Here is a 19663-nt window from a genome sequence, read left to right on the forward strand (position 1 = left end):
CCCTTTTTCGTTACGTTTCGTCTCCGTAAGGATCGAAACTTTCGTTTCGGCCCTATTTTGATTGCACTTTATCTGTATTAAGGTGCACCGACGCCGGGGACGGCAAAGGGTAGATCAAGGGCGGGACGAAATGATCCGATCGGAACTGGTGCAGCATCTGGCGGAGGCAAATCCGAGCCTCTCCCTGCGCGAGGTCGAGGCGATCGTCTCCACCTTCTTCGATGAGATCGTTCGCCGCCTAGCGGAGAACGGCCGCGTCGAACTGCGCGGCTTCGGCGCCTTCTCGACCCGCGCTCGCGATGCCCGCACGGGCCGCAACCCGCGCACCGGCGAAGTCGTCGAAGTGACCGCGAAACGCGTGCCCTATTTCAAGCCTGGCAAGGAAATGCGCGTTCGATTGAACGTCTAACGCTTGACGGCGGCGCTTCACTGCCGCTTTTCGTCAGGCGTGATGCGCGGACGTGGCGGAACCGGTAGACGCCGGAGACTTAAAATCTTCTGCCCTCAGGGGCGTGCGGGTTCGAGTCCCGCCGTCCGCACCATCGCTCGGTCAATGTGCCTGTCGCTGCTCCTCGCCACTGCGGCGTGTGAGCGGCGCCCCGATGTCGGCGCGGTGATCGTCAGTGCCGCGGGCACTACCCCCCATCTGACGCCGGCGATCCCCCCGCCCGATGATCTTGCCGATCTGCTGCTGGCCGATGCCGCCGCACAGGGGCTGGTGCGATTCGACGCGGCGGGCCAGATCGAACCGGGCATCGCCGAACGCTGGATCGTTACCGACGAAGGGCGCACCTACATCTTCCGCCTGCGTGAGATGACGTGGTCGAACGGCCGCCCCGTCCGCGCGGCGGAGATCGTGACGATCCTGCGCCGGCTGCTTCAGCAGCGCGCCCGCAACCCGCTCTCCGATTATCTCACCGCAATCGACTCGATTGTGGAGATGACCCCGCAGGTCATCCAGGTGGAACTGTCGCGTCCCCGCCCCGACTTGCTGAAGCTGTTCGCGCAGCCGGAAATGACAATGGTCGATCCGACCCGCTCGATCGGTAGTGGGCCGATGCGGATCGTCCGTCAGGCGGGGATCGTCACTCGCCTGACGCCTCGCCCCGATCCCGATCGCGCGGCGGACGAGCAGCGGGAGCCCGTGCCCGAGGATGACGTGCTGCTCGTCGCCGAACGGCCAGCCGCCGGCATTGCCCGATTTGCTGCGCGCAAGTCCGATCTGTTCGCCGGTGGCCGCTTGTCCGAATGGCCGCTGGTGGCGGCGGCCGGTGTCGCCCAGGTGAACATTCGCGTCGACCCGGCTGCTGGCCTCTTCGGCCTCGCTGTCAGCAATCGCGAAGGCTTCCTGTCATCACCGGACAACCGCGCCGCCATTGCCATGGCGATCGATCGTACCGCGCTGACCCGCTCCTTCACCGAGGATTGGCGCCCGGTGGAGGATCTCTTGCCCGCCGCGCTCGATTCCGCTGCCCCGCCGGCGCGTAGCGCATGGCAGGGTATTCGCCCCGCGGACCGGGTGCCCGCGGCGCAGGCGCGCGTGCGCGCGTGGCGTGAGGCCGGCAATCCGCTCCCGACGCTTCGCCTCGCGTTACCCGGCGGGCCCGGTGGAACGCTGCTGTGGGCGCGGCTGGCGGCGGATCTCTATGCGATCGGCGTCCGCCCGGTTCGCGTGTCCGCCACCGACGATGCGGACCTCCGCCTGGTCGATCTGGTGGCGCCCTATGACAGCGCGCGCTGGTATGTCGATCAGGCCTGCCAGCCCTGCGATGAGCGCGCCGCGACCGCGATCGAGGCCGCGCGGGTGGCCCCGACGCTCGCCATCCGCGCGCGCGAGCTTGCCGCGGCGGATGAGGCGCTGGCCGCCGATGTCGCCTTCATCCCGCTCGCGCGTCCGTTTCGCTGGGCGCTGGTAGCGCAACGGCTGCGGGCGTGGCAGCCCAACGATCGCGCGTGGCACCCGTTGAACCTGCTGCGCCGCGCCCCCAATTGACTCCATCATGATCAATGCCGATCCCAATTCGCCCATGGCGTTCGCCGCGACGCTGCCGCTCGGGCGGGACCCGGCCTCAGTCCGTCGCCGGATCGAGGCAATGGAGCGCCTGCTGGAGGGCGTCGTCGACGTCCCCGGCATGAACCGGAAGGTGGGGCTGGATTTCTTCCTTGGCCTGGTTCCGATCGTCGGTGATGCGGTCGCCGCGGCGCTGGGCGCGTGGATGGTGTGGGAAGCGCGCAATCTCGGGATGACGCGGCTTCAGCTGACCCGTATGGGCGCACGCGTTGGTTTCGACGCGCTTCTCGGCATCGTTCCCTTCGTCGGCGACGCGGCCGACTTCTTCTATCGGTCGAACACGCGCAACCTGAAGACGATCAAGCGGCATCTCGATCGCCATCACCCGTCGACGGTGACGATCGAGCGCTGACGGGGTTCACCGGGGGGCTGCGGGCACCCCGGCCGTCACATCGCCGCCATGTTGCCTTTCGGGTCGTGGCGAACCCCGCCCGTCATTGGGGCAGGCACGCCGGTCGTTCCCGGGAAGGAAATCGGCAGGCCGCGCAGCGATCGCACCGCCATATAGGCAAAGCCCTCCGCCTCGATCGCGTCGCCATTCCATCCGAACGCATCGACCGGCTCCGGCATCAGGCCGGTCTTTTCCGAAATCATCCGCAGCATGACCGGATTGTGCCGGCCGCCGCCCGCCACCAACAGCCGGAGCGGCCGTTCGGGCAGCAGCGAAAGCGCCTCCGCCACGCTCGCGGCGGTAAAGGCGGTCAGCGTCGCCGCGCCGTCGGCAGCCGCCAGACCGCGTACCGGCTGCACGGTGAAATCATTGCGGTCGAGCGACTTGGGCGCAGCCTGCGCGAAAAACGGATGATCCAGCATCGCAGCAAGGATCGCCTCGTCCACCCGTCCGCCCGCGGCAAGCGCCCCGCCCTCATCAAAGCGGGCGCCTGCCTCCTGCTCGACCCAAGTGTCAATCAGGCCATTCGCCGGCCCCGTGTCGAAGGCGACGAGTTCGCCTTGGGCGCCGATCCACGTGATGTTGGCGACGCCGCCCAGGTTCAGCACCGCCAGCGGCCGCGGCAGATCCGCGGTCAGCGCGGTGTGATAGATCGGCAGCAGCGGCGCGCCCTGCCCACCCGCCGCCACGTCTGCGCTGCGCAGGTCGGCGACGGTGACGATTCCGGTGGCATCGGCCAGCGCCTGGCCATCGCCGATCTGCCACGTCCAGCCGCGGTCAGGCCGGTGCGCCACGGTCTGTCCGTGAAAGCCGATCACATCCACCTCGCCCGGCGCAAGTCCCGCGTCGCGCAGCAGCTTCTGCACCGCCAGCACATGCGTGCGCGTGATCAGCTCCGCAGCAGCGACCAGTTCGGGGTTGGCGCGCGGCCGCTCGAACGTCAGCGCCAGCGATGTCGCCGCGGCGAGCTGCGCACGCGCGGTATCGGAGTAAGGCTCGCCGCGGAATGCGACCGCCTTGACCTGTGCCTCTCCGTCCGTCTCGATCAGCGCCGCGTCGATCCCGTCGAGCGAGGTGCCGGACATCAGCCCGATCGCAAGCATCACTTCATCCCCATCTTGGCTGCAACCCGCCTGCGCCTGTGGCGTCCAGCGGTAAGGCCGGTCTTTCACCCACTATAGCGGCGCAGATATGGCAAATTGGTGCATTGCGCATTATGTGCCCGACCACTCATGGCAACGCGTCTTCCCTCACCGCCCCGCGTGGGCATGGTGTCGCTCGGCTGTCCCAAGAATCTGGTCGACAGCGAACGTATCCTCACCCAGCTCCGCGCTGACGGCTATCACATGTCCCCCGACTATGCCGGGGCTGACGTGGTGCTCGTCAACACCTGCGGCTTTCTCGATTCGGCGAAGGAAGAAAGCCTGGAGGCGATCGGCGAGGCAATCGCCGAAAATGGCCGCGTCATCGTCACGGGATGCATGGGCAAGGAAGCCGAGGTCATCCGCGCGCGCTTCCCGAACGTGCTCGCGATCACCGGCGCGCATGAATATGAGCAGGTGGTGGAGGCGGTGCACGAGGCCGCACCGGCGAACCTGTCGCCCTATATCGATCTGGTGCCAGATGCCGGGCTGAAACTCACGCCGCGCCACTACAGCTATCTGAAGATTTCAGAGGGCTGCAATCATCGCTGCTCCTTCTGCATCATCCCGTCGCTACGCGGCGATCTGGTCAGCCGCCGTCCCGACGCGATTTTGCGCGAGGCGGAGAAGCTGGTGGCCGCCGGCACGCGAGAGCTGCTGGTGATCAGCCAGGATACCTCCGCCTATGGCCTTGACCTGCGTCACGCTACCTACCCGGTGAAGAGCGGCGGCCCACTCGCCGGGCAGCCGCCCAGGGACGTGCGCGCGCACATGACCGATCTGGCGCGCGAGCTGGGCCGCATCGCGCCCTGGGTTCGCCTGCACTACGTCTACCCCTACCCACACGTCGATCAGGTCATCCCGCTGATGGCCGACGGGCTGGTGCTTCCGTACCTCGACATTCCCTTTCAGCATGCGGCGCCCAACGTGCTGCGTGCGATGAAGCGCCCGGCCAATGATGCCAAGGTGCTCGCACGGCTGCGCAACTGGCGCGAGATCTGCCCCGATATTGCGATCCGCTCCACCTTCGTCGTCGGCTTCCCTGGCGAAACCGAGGCTGATTTCGAATATTTGCTCGAATGGCTGGACGAGGCACAGCTAGACCGCGTCGGCGCATTCCGGTTCGAACCCGTCGAGGGGGCCAGCGCCAATGCCTTGCCCAATCCGGTGCCCGAGGAGGTCAAGGAAGAACGCTACGCGCGCATCATGGAAAAGACCGCCGCGATCAGCGCGGCAAAGCTGCAGGCGAAGATCGGCCGCAGCTTCGACGTCATCATCGACGCCGTAGGCGATGAGGGTGCCACCGGCCGCTCCTACGCCGACGCCCCTGAGATCGATGGCGAAGTGCACCTGCGCGACGCCGGCCACCTCAACGAAGGCGACATCGTCCGCGTGACGATCGAGGACGCTGACGATCACGACCTGTTCGGCGTTCCGGTCGCCGACTGATCCTCAGCCGGGCGGCAGCAGCAATGCGCCGCCCGGCCATTCACCAATAATCTGCGAAGAAGAAGGCACGCCGAATGCACGTCGGCGCACGCCAATTTGCGCGCCCAGCGCCTCGATCGGTTGCTCGTTGGAATAACGTCGCGAGTGGTAGCGGAGGAACTTGAACCCCCGACCCCAGGATTATGATTCCCGTGCTCTAACCAGCTGAGCTACTCCGCCGCGCCTTCGTGAAGGGGCAAGTACCGCTCGCGAGGCGCGGGCTATAGCAGGGGTTTGAAGGGCGTCAAGCGCTGAACATATGTCGCGACAGCAACTCCCACGGGCCGCCGCGATACCACCACGCCGCCAGCCCGGCGATCTGCAGCGGCCGGGGCCGAAACTCGGCGCGCAATTGCGCCAGCAGCGCCCGTGCGACCGGCGGCTCGACCTTGTTCTGGATGGTGACGTGCGGGCGCCAGCCGGCCTGATCCTGCGGCGTCAGCAGCCCGACAAAGGCATCTGCCAGCCGCTGCCGGACCGCCACCAGTTCGTCACTGTCGATCCGGTAGGCGACGCCCCGCCCCAGCGAAAACGGCGCCTGCAGCGTGGCGGCAGGTCGGGGGACACCGCGGGTCTCGCTCGCCAGCCGCTGTTTCACCTCTGCGGCCGTGCTGGGCGGCAGATGGTGAAACATTGTCAGGTGAGCGGCCAGCACGTTGCGTTCGGGCGGAAAGTGCGCCCTGCGCAGCGCATCGAACCAGGCGTGGTCCGCCTTGTCGAACAAGGCGGTGACGATGATCGGGGCCGGGATCGGCGCGGGTTGGTTATCGCTCAAATCTCGATCTGGCTGCCCAGCTCGACCACGCGGTTGGTGGGCAAGCGGAAGAATTCCATCGCGCTTTCCGCGTTGCGCAGCATCCACGCGAACAGCTTTTCACGCCAGATCGCCATTCCCGGGCGGGCGGAAGGCAGCAGCGTCTGGCGCGACAGGAAGAAGCTGGTCTCCATCATGCGGAATTCACCGTCGCAATCGTTGAACGATTTCAGCGCCGCCGGAATGTCGGGCGATTCCATGAAGCCGTAGCGCAGGATCACGCGGTGAAAGCCCTCGCCCAGCGCCTTGTGCTCGAAGCGCGCCTCTTCGGCGACATACGGCATGTCGCTGACCTTCACGGTCAGCAGGATCACGCGTTCGTGCAGCACCCGGTTGTGCTTCAGATTGTGCAGCAGCGCGTGCGGCACGCCCTCCGGCGTGGAGGTCATGAACACCGCCGTGCCGGGCACGCGGGTCGCGCTGCCGGCGGCCGAGCCGATGAACACCTTGATCGGCATCGCGCCCTCGCGCATCCGCTCCAGCATCAACTTGCGCCCCGTCGCCCAAGTCGTCAGCAGCACGAAGACGATGATCGCCACCAGCAGCGGGAACCAGCCGCCATCGGGCACCTTGGTCAGGTTCGACGAGAAATACAGCCCGTCGATGCACAGGAAGGCGGCGACAAACGGCACCACCGCCCACAGCGGCCAGTGCCACACGCGCTGGATCAGCACCGCGACCATGCAGGTCGAAATGAACATCGTGCCGGTCACCGCGATGCCATAAGCGGCAGCAAGGTTGGACGATTCACGGAAGCCCAGGATGAGCAGCAGCACCATCGTCAGCAGCGCCCAGTTGATCGACGGGATGTAGATCTGTCCGGCGGCGGAGGCGCTGGTATGATCGATGCGCAGCCGCGGCATCAGCCCCAACTGCACCGCCTGCTGCACCACCGAATAGGCGCCGGTAATCACCGCCTGGCTGGCGATCACGGTGGCCATGGTGGCCAGGATCACCAGCGGCAGTCGCCACTCTTCCGGCGCCATAAGGAAGAAGGGGTTCTTCGCCGCGGCCGGATCGCTCAGCATCAGCGCGCCCTGCCCCAGGTAGTTGAGCATCAGCGCCGGGAAGACGAACCACAGCCAGGCGTAGGCGATCGGCTTGCGCCCGAAATGCCCCATGTCGGCATAAAGCGCTTCCGCGCCGGTCACGGCCAGCACGACCGAGCCCAGCGCCAGGAACGCCAGCATTCCGTCCGCCGCGGCGAAGCGGAATGCCCAGCGCGGGTCGAGCGCCAGCAGGATGTCGGGCTGCGCCACCACATGGTACAGGCCCAGCACCGACAGGGTGATGAAATAGACCATCATGATCGGGCCGAACAGCCGCCCGACCCGCGCCGTGCCGACCGATTGCAGGTAGAACAGCCCGATCAGGATCGTGACCGCGATCGGGATGACGAAGCTGTCGAACCGCTGCTCGACCGTCGCCAGCCCTTCGACCGCCGACAGCACCGAGATCGCGGGCGTGATCATGCAGTCGCCGAAGAACAATGCGGTCGCCAGCACGCCCAGCACGACCAGGCCCGGTTCCCACCTTTTGCCCGCGCCGCTGCGCCGCTGGATCAGTGCCAGCAGCGCCAGGCTGCCCCCCTCGCCATTGTTGTCGGCGCGCAGGATGGTCATCACATATTTGCACGTGACGATCAGCACCAGCGACCAGAACACCAGGCTGACGACGCCAAAGATATGCAATTGGTCGACGGCGAGCGGATGATGCCCGACGAAGACCTCCTTCATCGCATACAGCGGGCTGGTGCCGATATCGCCATAGACGACGCCCACCGCGCCAAGCGCGAGCTTCTTCAACGAATCGCTGTGATGAGGGCCATGCGTCTGGGGCACGGCGGCGCCGGAGGCGGTGCTCATCACCGCGTCGCCGACGCCAGGTTCAAGGGGAAAGAAGCCACCGTCATCCTGTCAAAGCCTCGGCGCGCCTAGCACTTGCTCATGGCGACGCAAGCGGGAACGTTGCAAGAACGTAAGAGTTGCTGCTCTTGAAAGGAAGTCTTTGATGAGCGACTCCAACCCGAAGAACGATCCCTTTTCGAACGCGGAAAAAGATCCCGACGATTGGACCACTGGCGACGAGCCGATGACTGGCGCGCAGGCAAGTTATTTAAAGACGTTGAGCGAGGAAGCCGGCGAGCCGTTCGACGAACAACTTACCAAGGCCGATGCGTCTAAGCGGATCGACTCACTTCAGGAGAAAACCGGCCGCGGACGATAGGGCCGGTGCGGGCTGGCGCGCGGTACAAACGGCTGGGACCAGCGCCGCCCGACCACCGATCGTTACCGGCCGCCGCGCTCCATCGCGGCGATATATTGGTCCAGCACGCGCAACTGGTTCGCGATAATGCGGCGATAGTCCATGCCATCCGGCGAGAGGCTCACCGCGCGAGCCAGCAGGCGCCGCGCGGCGGGCAGATCGCCCGCGCGAACATAGGCGATACCGGCATAATAAGGCGGGGCGGGATGCTCGGGCGCAAGCTGCGCCGCCCGCCCGAATGCCAGCTTCGCTGCGGGCGACATCTGATCGCCGTCCAGCATCACCAGATTGCTGCCCAGCTGGGTCCACAGGATGAAGCTGCGCGGCAGGGCGCGCACCCCGCCCAGCACGACCTGCGCCGCCGCGCGCTTGTCCCCCGCGCGAAGCATCGCGTCGGATGCGACGATATAGGCGGTGTCGGCGGTATACCGGCCCATCAACTGCTCACGCAGCATGATCGCCTCGGGATCCAGCGGCACGGCATCGACCCGCGGCTTGGCCGGCGCAGTCGGCTGCCCCGGGCGCCCCTGCCAGGCATAGCCCGCCGCACCCAGGAACAGCGCAGCGCCGGCAAAGGACCACAAAAGCCGCGGCAGCCGCAGCGCCACCAGCACGCCAAAGACAACCGCGCCGATCACCGCCAGGGCGATGAACCCGCTCACGGCTCCAGGCTCTTGGTCTCGTGCATCTTGCCGGCCAGTTCGGGGGGCATGTACTTCTCGTCGTGCTTGGCGAGCAGGTTCGATGCGATGAACGAACCGTCGGGCATGAAGCGCCCCTCTGCCACCACGCCCGAACCCTCACGGAACAGGTTGGGGACGATACCCGCAAAGCGCACCGGCGTGGTCGCCCGGCCATCGCTGACTGCGAACAGGATCGTGACCCCATCGGCCGCGCGTGCGACCGATCCGGCCGCCACCATGCCGCCCAGCCGCACCGCCCGGTCGGACGCCAGCACCTCGTCGGTCACGTCGGACGGCGCGTAGAAGAACGCCGCCTGGTCGCGCAGCCCCGACAGCGCCAGGAACGCCGCCAGCGCGATCGCCAGCAACGCCGCGCCCGCCAGCCACAATCGCTGATGCTTCGCCTTCACTTCCCGTCCCTCTCGGCGCGGCGCATCGCGCGCCAGCTCGCCAGCACGATCAGCGCCGTCGCACCCAGCGCCACGGCATAGGCGGCAATGACATAGGGCCAGGCGGTCATGCGCGTGCCTTCCGGCGCATCCGCGCCTCGGCCTTGGCGACCGCCAGCAACGTGCGCATCCGCATCAGCACCACCGCCCCGAACAGAAAGGTGAAGCCGAACAGCATGATCGGCAATGGCCACAGGATCGAGGTGTCGATCGTCGAATGGGTGAGGCCGATGCTCGGCCCCTGGTGCAGCGTGTTCCACCAAACCACCGAATAACGGATGATCGGCAACAGGATCGTGCCCGCCACCCCGAACAGCGCGGCAATCCGCCCGTCGCCGCCACGCTCGCGATCGGCCCGGGCCAACGCAATGTAGCCCAGATAGACGAAGAACAGCAGAAGCATGGACGTCAGCCGCCCGTCCCATTGCCAATAGGTGCCCCACGTCGGCCGACCCCAGATCGCACCGGTCAACAGGCAGATGGCGGCAAAGGCAGCGCCCGGCAGCGCGATCGCGCGGGCCGCCACATCCGCCAGCGGATGGCGCCAGACGAGATAGGCGATGCTCGAAATCGCGATCCCGCTCCATCCGCCCATGCCCAGCCAGGCCGACGGCACATGGACGTACATGATTCGGACGGTTTCGCCCTGCAGGTAATCCGGCGGCGTCTGGGTCAGTCCTGCCCAGCTACCCACGACGATCAACGCAAGGCCCAGCCACCCCAGAACCGGGGTCAGCGGGCGCGCGATCTTCAGGAAGCGCGCAGGATTGGCGAAGGCGTGAAGGGCAGGCACGATGGGCTTCCCTTATGGGGAAATTGGCGGCGCGTCATCTGGTTGAACGACATCGGCCCACCGCCGTCGTCGCACCATGGAGAAGCAAGGCTCAGCCTGTTTGGATCAAGGGTGGGAGCGGCGCGCCGGCCGCTTCCACCCCGATGGTGTTCAGCCGCGGCCGATCAGTCGGCGGGCGATACGATCGGCAACGTCGGACGCGGGATCGCCGCTGCTGTCGCTCTCGTCCCACACCTGGACCAGGCGATCGGGGATCCGCGCAATACGGGCCTTCACCTCGGCCTCGTCGCCCTGCCCCAGATATTCGAGGCCAACGTTGATGATCCCGCCGGCGTTGATCACATAATCAGGCGCAAACAGGATGCCGCGCTCGTGCAGGCGACGACCGTCTTCGCGCGTGGCAAGCTGGTTGTTCGCACCGCCTGCGACCACCTTCACCTTCAGCGTGGCGATCGACTGCTCGGTGAGCACCGCGCCGAGCGCATTGGGGCTGACGAGGTCGACGTCGGAGGCCAGGATCGAATCGGCAGATGCAGTCGTCGCGCCCAACTCAGCCGCCAGCGCCGCGGCGCGATCGGCATTCACGTCCGCCAGCGTCAGCACCGCGCCATCGGCCGCCAGCAGGCGGGCAAGGCCGCCGCCGACCGAGCCGACACCCTGGATGGCGACGCGAACGCCCTTCATGTCGGTTGCGCCCAGCCCGCGCTTCGCCGCGGCCTTCACGCCCAGGTACACGCCCAGCGCCGTATAAGGCCCCGGATCACCACCAGCCGCGCCGCTCGCCACCGGCAGGCCGGATACGTAGCGGGTTTCCTCGGAAATCACCTTCATGCGGGCTTCGGACATGCCGACGTCCTCGGCAGTCACATAGCGTCCACCCAGCGACTCGACGACACGGCCGAACGCGCGCAGCTGCGCCTCGGTGATCGTCGCGCCGGGCTTGTCAGCCAGCACCACGCCCTTGCCGCCGCCCAGCGCAAGGCCGGCCATCGCGTTCTTGAAGCTCATGCCGCGCGACAGGCGAAGCGCGTCGGTGATCGCCGCGGCGTCATTGGCGTAATGCCAGAAGCGCACACCGCCAGCCGCCGGGCCAAGCGCCGTGGAATGCACGGCGATTACGGCGCGTAGGCCCGAAGCCGGATCGGTGAATAGATGGACGCCCTCATGGTCGTCGAAATCGGGGAAGCCCCACTCGGTCATGTCACCCTCCGGTGGTCGTACAAATATTGTGCGAAGGCGCAATAATGTTGCCACCGCGAAAAGGCGAGGATGAAATTGCGAGGAGGAAAATGGGGCGATCGACGGGACTTGAACCCGCGACCCTCGGTACCACAAACCGATGCTCTAACCAACTGAGCTACGATCGCCGTCAGAATGGGCGCCCCTACGGCCGGGCGCTGGCGGCGTCAAGGGACTTGCCGGTCCACCCGGCAGCAAAACAAGCGTCGCGGGTGCTGTTGTCGCGGCCCTTGCGTCAGAACCTGCCCTCGATCGCCAATTCCATGCCCGTATCGGTCTGGACGAACCCCGCGGTCTGCAGCCGCATCGCGGCGGCAGGGTCGCTGGGCTGCAACGTCAGTTCGGCACGATATCGCCCGTCCGGCCACAACCGGATCGTGCTTCCTTCATTGCCGGCAGCGCTGACCAGCGGCAGCAGCAGCGCCCCACCATCGCAGCGCGCATTGCCGGTCAACGTCGCGGGCACCGGCAGACCGCCGATATCCCCCGTCAACGTCGCGCGGACCCGCCCCTCGGCCGAATCGCACTGGTCGCCGTTGAACCGCACGCTGACCTGCTCCAGATCCAGCACCGTGACCGGCACCGGGCGGAAGGCCGTTCCTACCGGCAGCGACGCGGTCAGATCGTCCAGCGCGAAACTGTGCCGGCTGACGGCGATGGCCCCGCTCAGCCGCGGCGCCGGGGGTATGGCGGCTCCATCCAGTTCCACTCGCGCGCGGCCAAGCAGCAAGGGCAGCGGCGATACGCCGGCCGACAGGTCGCCCAGCGCGATCTGGCCGAACCGCGCCTCGCGCAAATGGCCGGACCAGATGCTGCCGCTCACCGACCGCGCGGTCAGCCCCTGCTCCGCCAATCCGAACCAGCCCAGCGCCAGCCGCAGCGGCAGGAACACGATCAGCGCCACGACGAACATCGCCAGGAACAGCGCGTTCGGCCCCGTTTTCAACCGGATACGCTTCATGCCTCGCGTCCCTTCAGTGTCATCGTCGCTGCTACCGTACCGTCGCCGTTGCCGGTGATCGTGCTCGCGTCGACCAGCAGCCCGTCTGCCTCCAGCGTCGCGATCCAGCCGAGCAGCGCTCCCGGCTTGGCCGTCGCGATAGTGATGCGGACCGAATTGCCGTCCGGCTCCAGGCTGGACAGGGTAAAGCCCGCCTCATCGGCGCGCGTGCGGATCGCATCGACCAGCGGCCCTTCAATGGGCCGCGGACGGCTACGCTGGATCGCCTTCACCTGCGCGACTTCGCGCTGCACCTCGCCCAGCCGCACTACCGCCGCGGCATGCCGCTCTCGGCTGGACGCCAGGCCATCGCGCACAGGGCGGATGACGCCCGCCCACAGGATCGTCACGACCAGCAGCGCCAGCATGACGAGGATCAACCGCCGCTCGCGCAGCGACCGTCCCTGATACCAGCTCATCAGATTGCTCATGGCAGGGTCACCGTCAGATCGCCGCGCAGTCGCTGGCCGTTCGATTCGAAGGTGCTGGCGGTCACGGCGAAGCCAGCCTCGCGCAGCCGCGCGACGATCTGGTTGGCCTGCGCCTCTCCTTCGGCCGCGACGGTTGCGCGCACGCTACCGTTGGGCTCGAACGACAGCGCGACCAATTCGGTGCCCGCCACGCTGCGCACCGCGCTCGACAGCGCCGCCGCCATTGCGGTGAACCCCGCTCCCGGGCCGCGCAGCCCCGCCAGCCGTTCGGCCAGCAGGCGATCGGCGTCGCCCTGGTCGGCCCCGCGCGGCAGGCCCTCACGCGCAATCGCCTCCGCCCGCGCGTCTGCCGCATCCGCAGCCGACGAATATTTGGCGATCCGCACCACGTCGATCGCCAGCGTGGCAAGCAGGACCAGCCCGCCCAGCACGGCCAGCCGCCGCACCAGCCGCCAATCGATCGCGCGCCGCTTGCGCTTGGCAAACGGTCCTTGCCGCAGGTCCAGTTCGGGGCGTCCCACAGCGGAGACGATCGCGGCATCCAGCGCGTCACGTCCCAGCGTTTCGGGCGCATCGTCGCCAGTGATCAGCGCGGTCAGCCGCGCTTCGTCGGCAAATCCACTGGCCGGGCCGCGCACCACTGATTGGAGGCCGAATTGCCCCCGAACGTACCCGGATTCGGGCCGCGGCAGCAGCATTGGCGCAGGAATAACGGCCGCCGGATCGATCCCCAGGCCAGCGAGGGAGTCCAGCCAGGCGCGCATCCGGTCGGCCCCGACGACGCCGATCGGCCGCTCGCGCGGATCGGCCTCACCGCCCCCGGTCTCCGCCGCGCCGACCGCAACATGCAGGCGTTCGACCGGCGACGCACTCGCCTCGCTGACGAGGATGCGGGCGGCAGCGGCGGCTTGCGCTGCGGATCGCGCGGGGATGTCCGCCCAGTGAAGCGTCACCGCATCAGCCGGCGCCACCGCGATGACCGCTCCCGCGTCGCCCTCCGGAATGCCCTCACCGCGGTCAACGATCGCATCCTTGTCGATCCGCAGCCACTGCCACGGATCATCGGCCCCGGGCGGCAGGAAAAGCAGCGTGGCCGTCATGACAATTCCCCCCATTGCCGCGAAACAAGCCGCGCGGGCAGCGTCGTCGCGTCAATCAGCGCGCGTTCCTGCAATTCGCTGTTCGCGACCGTCACGTCGATCCGCAGATCAAACCATTTCGTCTTCACGTCCGCCTGCTGTTGCGCCGCTGGATCAGGCGTAATTCCCTGTTCCGACAATGGCTTCCAGAAGTCAGCTACTTCGCCATAGCCAGCGGCCGGCCGGCGCAGCAGCAGCGCCCGCGCCTGATCGACACCCAGTGTATCCGGCAGCAGCATAGCGACCAGCGGCGCCTGTTCGGGCGTCAGCGTGTTCACGTTCAACCGCGATCGTTCGGCGTTGGGCAGCGTGCACAGCCATGGGCGCAGCTTGGCATAAGCGTCCGCCGTCACCCCGGCGACCGCGCGCAATTCGCTGGGGTCCACCATCAGCGTGCCTGCGGTGCGATATGGCGTCGCGAGCCCCCCATAGGCGCTGTCCTCCGCCCCCGCTCCTAGCGGCTGATCGTCAGTGTCGATCCAGTCAGCCGTGGCGGCGGCAATCCCTTCGCCACCGGGCACGTTGAGCAGGCGGATCAGCCGCGCAAATTGGGCGACCGCGGTGGGATCAGCGACATAAGCGCCATCAAGATTGGTCACCAGGCTATTGAGATTGAAACAATTTCCGCCGTCAGTCACCCGCGCGCTGGCGACACCGCCGGGCAGCGGGATCGTATAGGGTCGGTCGCTCCATCCCCCCGCCAATGTCACCCGCCCGGGGGCTCGCTGCAGCATGTCGGTGATCCGCCCGGCCGCCAGCGCTTCGGCAGCGAATGCCAGCGCGCGCGCCTGATCCAGCGCGACGGCGTTGGCGGTCAGCCGCGTCGACAAGCGCAATCGTTCCAGCGCCGTTGCCGCCATCACGGCGATGATCGCCACCAGCAACAGGACGGTAAGCAGCGCCGCACCGCGCTCGCCCTCACGTCTGGGGCGCATTGGGCTGCTCCTGCGGCCGCGGTGGCGCGCCGCTGCCGACCAGAAACATCTGGCGGAAGCTCGTACCGTCATCGCGCTGCATCACCAGCTCGAACGCCTGCGGCAGCGGCGCGCCTTGCGCACCATCCCACCGATCGCTCCATGCGCCGGCGACACGGTATCGCATCCGCACGCCGCGCACCCCGGTCATCGTGGTCGCAGGCGGCAGCGGTGCTGCACCGTCCACCATCGGCCACGCGATCCGCTCCAGCGCGTCGCCCGTCATTCGATAGCTGACCTTTTGCAGCGTCGATCGCGGTTGCCCGTCGATGTTGCTCCAGCCGGCACGAACCAGCGTCACGCTGTTCTCATTGCCGACAAAGGCGGGAAAGCGCGTGCCCCGCTCATCGCGCGCCGGCCGGTTCACTGCCTGCGCCAGATCCGCCCCCATCAACGAGGATAGCCGCGCCAGCGCGCCGGTATCATCCAGCCGCTCCACCGTGGCGCCCTGCGCGCGAACGCTGAACGCCAGCAGCCCCACGCCGGCAGAGGCGATCATGCCGAAGATCATCAGCGCGACCATCACCTCCACCAGGGTGAAGCCGTTGGCGCGGCGCGCGGTACGGCGGACGCTCACGATATCTGCACCTCGGCCTGGGGCGGCCGGATCATCGTCAACCGCCCAAGCTGGCGCCCGGCGGCGTCGGCCACCGCGACGTCGATCCGCAGAATTCGTGCGTCGCCTGTCGGACGAACCTCCCGCACCCAGCGCCATGCCCGCCCGCCGTTCTGCTCCACGCCCGCAGCTCGGCCAAGGGTCGGCGGCCGCGCCGCGGTCACCGCATCGATCGCTACATTGCGTGCCACCATCTGCGCGACGATCGTATCGCCGAGCAGCGCGGTAGAACGGATCGTCGCGCCTTCCAGCCGGATCAGCGCCAGCGCGGCCAGGCTGAAGACCGCGAGCGCGACCATCACCTCGATCAGCGTGAAACCGGTGTTACCGCGGCGCGGGAAAGTAGGCTCAGCCATCCACCCGCGCGCCCCCGTCCGATCCCAGCGTCACCGTCACGCGAGTCCGCTCCCGCCGCAACGGTACCACCAGCGCGCGGTCGGCCATACCGGTCGGATCGAACGCCACGCGCGTCCGCTCGGCGACCAGTGCCTCGGTCCCCTCGCCCCATTGCGACACCCGCAACGGCTTTTCCGCCAGCGCCATCCACTGGCCGCCCCGGCGCTCATCGAAGCCGTAGCCGCTGCGATCCACCCACACGCTGACAGGGCGTCCCCCGATGATGGCGGCATCATGCGCCGCACGTACTCGCGTGGCGAAGCGCGCGCCTTCATCGATCAACCGGCCGCGCGGGTCAGGCATCGCAAGCACCGCGATGGCGGAGGCAAGGCCGATCACGGTGATGACGATCATCAATTCGACCAGCGTGAACCCGCGCGACCCCGCGCCGCGCCGCGGCGGCACGCGCCTGCACGAACGGGTGCACGCAGTTCCGCCGCGTCGGGCTGCTGGAGTCATCCCGCCCCGCTTTCGCGACCAGCCGCTATCGGCCGTTTACTGCCAGGATCCGATATCGGCATTGATCCCTTCGCCGCCTTCCTTGCCGTCGGCACCGTTGGTCCACACGTCGAACGCGCCATGCTTGCCCGGCAAGGCATAGAGGTACGCATTGCCCCACGGATCATCAGGCAGCTTCTTGATATAACCACCGGCCTGATAGGCAGCCGGGTTGGCCAGCCCCGCGGGCGGCGAGGTCAGCGCCCCCAGACCCTGCGCGGTGGTGGGATAATTGCTCTGCTGCAGCCGATACATTTCCAGCGCCTGTTCGATCGTGGCGATGTCGGCCTTGGCCTTTTGCACCCGCGCGGTGTCGCCCGACGGGATCACGTTCAGCGCGACGATGGTTGCCAAAAGGCCGATGATGACGATGACCACCATCAGCTCGACCAGGGTGAAGCCGTTCTTCTTCCGGCGCTTATGCGATTTTGTTTGCATGATGTCTCTCATTGCCCGGCCAACGTGTTGAGCTGGAGGATGGGAAGCAGGATCGATAGCACGATGGTCGCCACCACGCCGCCCATGACGACGATGATCGCCGGTTCCAGCAGCGACATGGCCGTCGCCGTGAAGCGGTCGAACTCGCGCTCCAGATAGTCGGCGGCGCGCTCCAACATCTCGTCCAGCTGCCCCGCAGCCTCACCCGATGCGGCCAGGTAGGTAAGCAGCGGCGGGAACACGCCCGCCCGGCGCATCGCCGCCGACAGGCTGCCGCCGCCACGGATCGCGTCGGTGATCTCGTCCGACGCAAGTTTCAGCCGGCGATTGTGGATCGTTCCTGCGGTGAGCACTAGCCCTTCAAGCAACGGCAAGCGGCTCGCCACCATCGTCGCCAGCGTGCGGGCCATCCGCGCGGCATGAAGGTCGCGCAGCAACCGGCCCAGCAGCGGAATTCGCAGCAGCCAGCTGTCGAACGCCAGACGGATAGGTGGCTGACGAAGCGCGGCGATGAACCCCGCGACCGCGAGCGCGAACACCAGCAGCATCAGCCACCACCAACCGACCAACAGGTCCGAGATGCCGATGACGATGCGGGTAAGCAGCGGCAGGGCCTGCCCCACCGTGTCGAACTGCTCGACCACTTGCGGCACCACGAAGATCATCAGCGCGGCGACGACCCCGGTGGCCACCAGTGCGAGGATCGTGGGATAGGCCAGCGCCGTCAGCAACTTGCCACGGATTTCTGCCTGCCGTTCGAGCAGCGTCGACAAGCGCTCAAGAATAGCGGGCAGCGTGCCGGAGCTTTCCCCGGCCGCAATCATTGCGCGATACAGCGGCGGGAAGCTCCTTGGTTCCCGCGCCATCGCATCGGCAAGCCGCCGGCCTTCAACGACGCCGGCGTGGACGGTCTCCACAACCACCCGAACCTTGTCCTGCTCGGTCTGGCGGGTGATCGTCCGTAGCGATTCCTCCAGCGGCGACACGCGCGACAATGTCGCCAGCTGGCGCGTGAACAGCGTCAACTGCTTTGGCGACATCTTGGGTGTGCCAAGCTGCAGGCCGAACAGCGGGCGGCCTCGCGCCGCCGGGGCGCTTCCCGGCGCGATCTTCACGACATACAACCGCCGCCGATCCAGCGTGGCGCGCGCGGCATCGATGCTCGGCGCGGCAATATGCCCGCGCGTTTCCTGCCCGCGCGTATCGATCGCCAGATAGTCGAAGTCAGCCATGGGAACGCGCCGTTGATCGGCCGCGAGGCAACCGTGCCTCAGCCATCGGTGTCGCGGCGCGACACGCGCACCGCTTCCTCGGGCGTCGTGACCCCCTGTTCCACCATCCGCCGCGCCGCATGGCTCAGCGTATCGCTGCGCGCAAAGGCGTGCGCGGCGATCGCGCTTTCGTCGGCGCCGTCATTGATCATCCGCCGAACGGTGTCGTCGATCCGGATCGCCTCATACACGCCCACCCGGCCCTTATAGCCGGTCCCGTTGCACTCGGCGCACCCCTGCGACGAATAGACGAGGGCGTCCCGCGCAATACCCAGCAACGGCGCCACCGTCTCCTCGGCGGGCACAGCTCGTCGGCACGTGGGGCACAGTCGGCGCACCAGCCGCTGCGCAATCACCGCGCGCAGCGTGGAGGCGAGCAGGAACGGCTCCACCTTCATGTCGCGCATCCGCGTGATCGCGCCGATCGCGTCGTTGGTATGAACCGTGGACAGCACCAGATGGCCGGTCAGCGACGCCTGAACCGCGATCTCCGCCGTTTCCCGGTCGCGGATTTCGCCGACCATCACCACGTCGGGGTCCTGCCGCAGGATCGCCCGCAGCCCCGCGGCAAAGGTCAGGCCGACCTTCGCATTCACCTGCGTCTGCCCGACCCCTTCGACGGCATATTCGACCGGGTCCTCGACGGTCAGGATGTTGCGGCTGCCGTCGTTCAACAGCCGAAGCGCGGCATAAAGCGTCGTCGTCTTGCCGCTGCCGGTCGGCCCGGTGACCAGCACGATGCCATTCGGCTCGCTGATCGCCCCTTGGAGCAGGTCATGCATCGCCGGGGACATGCCCAGCGCGTCAAGGTCGATCCCGGCATTGTCCTTGTCCAGGATACGCAGCACCACCCGCTCACCCGCCCGGCTGGGTAGCGTCGAAACGCGAACGTCGAGCAGTTTGCCGCCCAGCGTCAGGCCCATGCGCCCGTCCTGCGGCACACGCCGCTCGGCGATGTCGAGGCGCGCCATCACCTTGATCCGGCTGACCACCACCGGCGCGACATGCGGCGGCATGCGCAGCGTCTCGCGTAGCACGCCATCGATCCGCATCCGCACGACCAGCCCGGTCTCATAGGGTTCGATATGGATGTCCGACACGCCATTGCGCGCCGCATCGGCGATCACGCCGTTGATCAGGCGGATCGCCGGTGCGTCGTCCGCCGTGTCGAGCAGATCCTCCGCGGTCGGAATGCCATCGGCCAGCAGGTCCAGCTCGTCACCCATCCCCACCGCCGCTAGCGCGGTCGCCTGGCCATCCATCGCGTAATTGTCACCGAGCAGCCGGTCGAACGCTGCCGGCTCCAGCACGACCACGTCGAACGGCCGCCCCAGCACGCGCCGCACCTCGATCAGCGCCTTGGGATCTGCCCCCTCGCGCAGCGCCACCGCCTCGCCCGACAGCGTCACCCCGAACTTGCGCGCGAAGGCGTAAGGCAGCGACACGAGGTCGAGTTCCAGCACCGGTGCCGACGCGACCGGGATCCCGGCCGCGATGATGGCGTCGGCCGAATCCGGCCCGGGCGCGACGACCGCCGCGCCGGGAACGGCGTCGGGCATAGCCGT

The 19663-nt window shown here is 67.5% G+C and carries 22 protein-coding genes and 2 tRNA genes; 6 read left to right on the forward strand and 18 right to left on the reverse strand.

Translation table 11 applies throughout. The features are described from left to right. Positions 1-130 precede the first annotated feature (130 nt). The 4 genes from K0S66_RS08000 to K0S66_RS08015 all read left to right on the forward strand — a co-directional run bounded on the left by K0S66_RS08000 (position 131) and on the right by K0S66_RS08015 (position 2423). Positions 131-409: an integration host factor subunit beta gene (locus K0S66_RS08000; protein ID WP_046411477.1), complete on the forward strand. Its 279-nt coding sequence runs from the start codon at positions 131-133 to the stop codon at positions 407-409. Between the two features lie 46 nt (positions 410-455). Next, positions 456-542, forward strand: a tRNA-Leu gene (locus K0S66_RS08005). An 11-nt stretch (positions 543-553) separates the two neighbouring features. Continuing rightward, a complete protein-coding gene (locus tag K0S66_RS08010) occupies positions 554-1993 on the forward strand; it encodes an ABC transporter substrate-binding protein (protein WP_301074819.1) in 1440 nt (479 codons plus the stop codon). 7 nt (positions 1994-2000) lie between these two features. Next, positions 2001-2423 (forward strand): DUF4112 domain-containing protein, encoded by a 423-nt coding sequence (locus tag K0S66_RS08015; protein WP_301074820.1) that lies wholly within the window; start codon positions 2001-2003, stop codon positions 2421-2423. 35 nt (positions 2424-2458) lie between these two features. Here the strand turns inward: K0S66_RS08015 and K0S66_RS08020 are convergent, their stop codons facing one another. Next, positions 2459-3565 carry an anhydro-N-acetylmuramic acid kinase gene (locus K0S66_RS08020; RefSeq protein WP_301074936.1) on the reverse strand — a complete coding sequence of 369 codons (1107 nt, stop codon included), beginning with the start codon at positions 3563-3565 and terminating at the stop codon, positions 2459-2461. Between the two features lie 129 nt (positions 3566-3694). Here K0S66_RS08020 and rimO point away from each other — a divergent pair, with 129 nt between their 5' ends. After that, positions 3695-5053, forward strand: coding sequence for a 30S ribosomal protein S12 methylthiotransferase RimO (gene rimO, locus K0S66_RS08025; RefSeq protein WP_301074821.1), 1359 nt, complete (start codon positions 3695-3697; stop codon positions 5051-5053). A 283-nt stretch (positions 5054-5336) separates the two neighbouring features. Here rimO and K0S66_RS08030 read toward each other — a convergent pair whose 3' ends face one another. Together K0S66_RS08030 and K0S66_RS08035 are read right to left on the reverse strand one after the other, a co-directional pair. Next, positions 5337-5843 carry a 2'-5' RNA ligase family protein gene (locus K0S66_RS08030; RefSeq protein WP_301074937.1) on the reverse strand — a complete coding sequence of 169 codons (507 nt, stop codon included), beginning with the start codon at positions 5841-5843 and terminating at the stop codon, positions 5337-5339. A gap of 20 nt (positions 5844-5863) precedes the next feature. Further along, positions 5864-7771, reverse strand: coding sequence for a potassium transporter Kup (locus K0S66_RS08035; RefSeq protein WP_301074822.1), 1908 nt, complete (start codon positions 7769-7771; stop codon positions 5864-5866). Positions 7772-7916: 145 nt separating this feature from the next. On the opposite strand from K0S66_RS08035, the gene K0S66_RS08040 reads away from it, so the two are divergent. Beyond that, positions 7917-8132 carry a DUF3072 domain-containing protein gene (locus K0S66_RS08040; RefSeq protein WP_301074823.1) on the forward strand — a complete coding sequence of 72 codons (216 nt, stop codon included), beginning with the start codon at positions 7917-7919 and terminating at the stop codon, positions 8130-8132. Positions 8133-8194: 62 nt separating this feature from the next. On the opposite strand, the gene K0S66_RS08045 is transcribed toward K0S66_RS08040, so the two are convergent. From K0S66_RS08045 to K0S66_RS08115, 15 genes are all read right to left on the reverse strand, one after another. Beyond that, on the reverse strand, positions 8195-8833 hold the full coding sequence (locus K0S66_RS08045) for a hypothetical protein (protein WP_301074824.1): 639 nt from the start codon (positions 8831-8833) through the stop codon (positions 8195-8197). Next, positions 8830-9264, reverse strand: a complete 435-nt coding sequence (ccmE, locus tag K0S66_RS08050; RefSeq protein ID WP_301074825.1) for a cytochrome c maturation protein CcmE — start codon at positions 9262-9264, stop codon at positions 8830-8832. The genes K0S66_RS08045 and ccmE overlap by 4 nt, the downstream gene beginning before the upstream one ends. A 106-nt stretch (positions 9265-9370) precedes the next feature. Next, positions 9371-10096: a heme ABC transporter permease CcmC gene (gene ccmC, locus K0S66_RS08055; protein ID WP_301074826.1), complete on the reverse strand. Its 726-nt coding sequence runs from the start codon at positions 10094-10096 to the stop codon at positions 9371-9373. Between the two features lie 150 nt (positions 10097-10246). Then, the gene (locus tag K0S66_RS08060) at positions 10247-11296 is read right to left on the reverse strand and encodes a Glu/Leu/Phe/Val dehydrogenase dimerization domain-containing protein (RefSeq protein WP_301074827.1); all 1050 of its coding nucleotides are present in this window, start codon (positions 11294-11296) and stop codon (positions 10247-10249) included. Positions 11297-11386: 90 nt separating this feature from the next. Continuing rightward, positions 11387-11463: transfer RNA gene (locus tag K0S66_RS08065), tRNA-His, on the reverse strand. Between the two features lie 107 nt (positions 11464-11570). Then, complete coding sequence (locus tag K0S66_RS08070) at positions 11571-12296, reverse strand: type II secretion system protein N (protein WP_301074828.1); 726 nt, start codon at positions 12294-12296, stop codon at positions 11571-11573. Continuing rightward, positions 12293-12766 carry a type II secretion system protein M gene (locus K0S66_RS08075; protein ID WP_301074829.1) on the reverse strand — a complete coding sequence of 158 codons (474 nt, stop codon included), beginning with the start codon at positions 12764-12766 and terminating at the stop codon, positions 12293-12295. The genes K0S66_RS08070 and K0S66_RS08075 overlap by 4 nt, the downstream gene beginning before the upstream one ends. After that, the gene (gene gspL / locus K0S66_RS08080) at positions 12763-13866 is read right to left on the reverse strand and encodes a type II secretion system protein GspL (protein ID WP_301074830.1); all 1104 of its coding nucleotides are present in this window, start codon (positions 13864-13866) and stop codon (positions 12763-12765) included. The genes K0S66_RS08075 and gspL overlap by 4 nt, the downstream gene beginning before the upstream one ends. Next, a complete protein-coding gene (gspK, locus tag K0S66_RS08085) occupies positions 13863-14840 on the reverse strand; it encodes a type II secretion system minor pseudopilin GspK (RefSeq protein ID WP_301074831.1) in 978 nt (325 codons plus the stop codon). The genes gspL and gspK overlap by 4 nt, the downstream gene beginning before the upstream one ends. Further along, positions 14824-15456 (reverse strand): type II secretion system minor pseudopilin GspJ, encoded by a 633-nt coding sequence (gene gspJ, locus K0S66_RS08090; RefSeq protein ID WP_301074832.1) that lies wholly within the window; start codon positions 15454-15456, stop codon positions 14824-14826. The genes gspK and gspJ overlap by 17 nt, the downstream gene beginning before the upstream one ends. Then, entirely contained in the window at positions 15453-15851 is a 399-nt protein-coding gene (gene gspI / locus K0S66_RS08095) for a type II secretion system minor pseudopilin GspI (RefSeq protein WP_301074833.1), read from the reverse strand. Before gspI ends, gspJ begins: the two co-directional genes overlap by 4 nt. Beyond that, complete coding sequence (locus tag K0S66_RS08100; RefSeq protein WP_366520795.1) at positions 15844-16296, reverse strand: GspH/FimT family pseudopilin; 453 nt, start codon at positions 16294-16296, stop codon at positions 15844-15846. The genes gspI and K0S66_RS08100 overlap by 8 nt, the downstream gene beginning before the upstream one ends. A 90-nt stretch (positions 16297-16386) precedes the next feature. Then, entirely contained in the window at positions 16387-16827 is a 441-nt protein-coding gene (gspG, locus tag K0S66_RS08105; RefSeq protein WP_301074834.1) for a type II secretion system major pseudopilin GspG, read from the reverse strand. Between the two features lie 8 nt (positions 16828-16835). Continuing rightward, positions 16836-18059, reverse strand: a complete 1224-nt coding sequence (gspF, locus tag K0S66_RS08110) for a type II secretion system inner membrane protein GspF (protein ID WP_301074835.1) — start codon at positions 18057-18059, stop codon at positions 16836-16838. A 38-nt stretch (positions 18060-18097) separates the two neighbouring features. Continuing rightward, positions 18098-19657: an ATPase, T2SS/T4P/T4SS family gene (locus tag K0S66_RS08115; protein WP_301074836.1), complete on the reverse strand. Its 1560-nt coding sequence runs from the start codon at positions 19655-19657 to the stop codon at positions 18098-18100. Positions 19658-19663 lie beyond the last annotated feature (6 nt).

Source organism: Sphingomonas sp. (assembly GCF_029239295.1).
Classification (GTDB): Bacteria; Pseudomonadota; Alphaproteobacteria; order Sphingomonadales; family Sphingomonadaceae; genus Sphingomonas.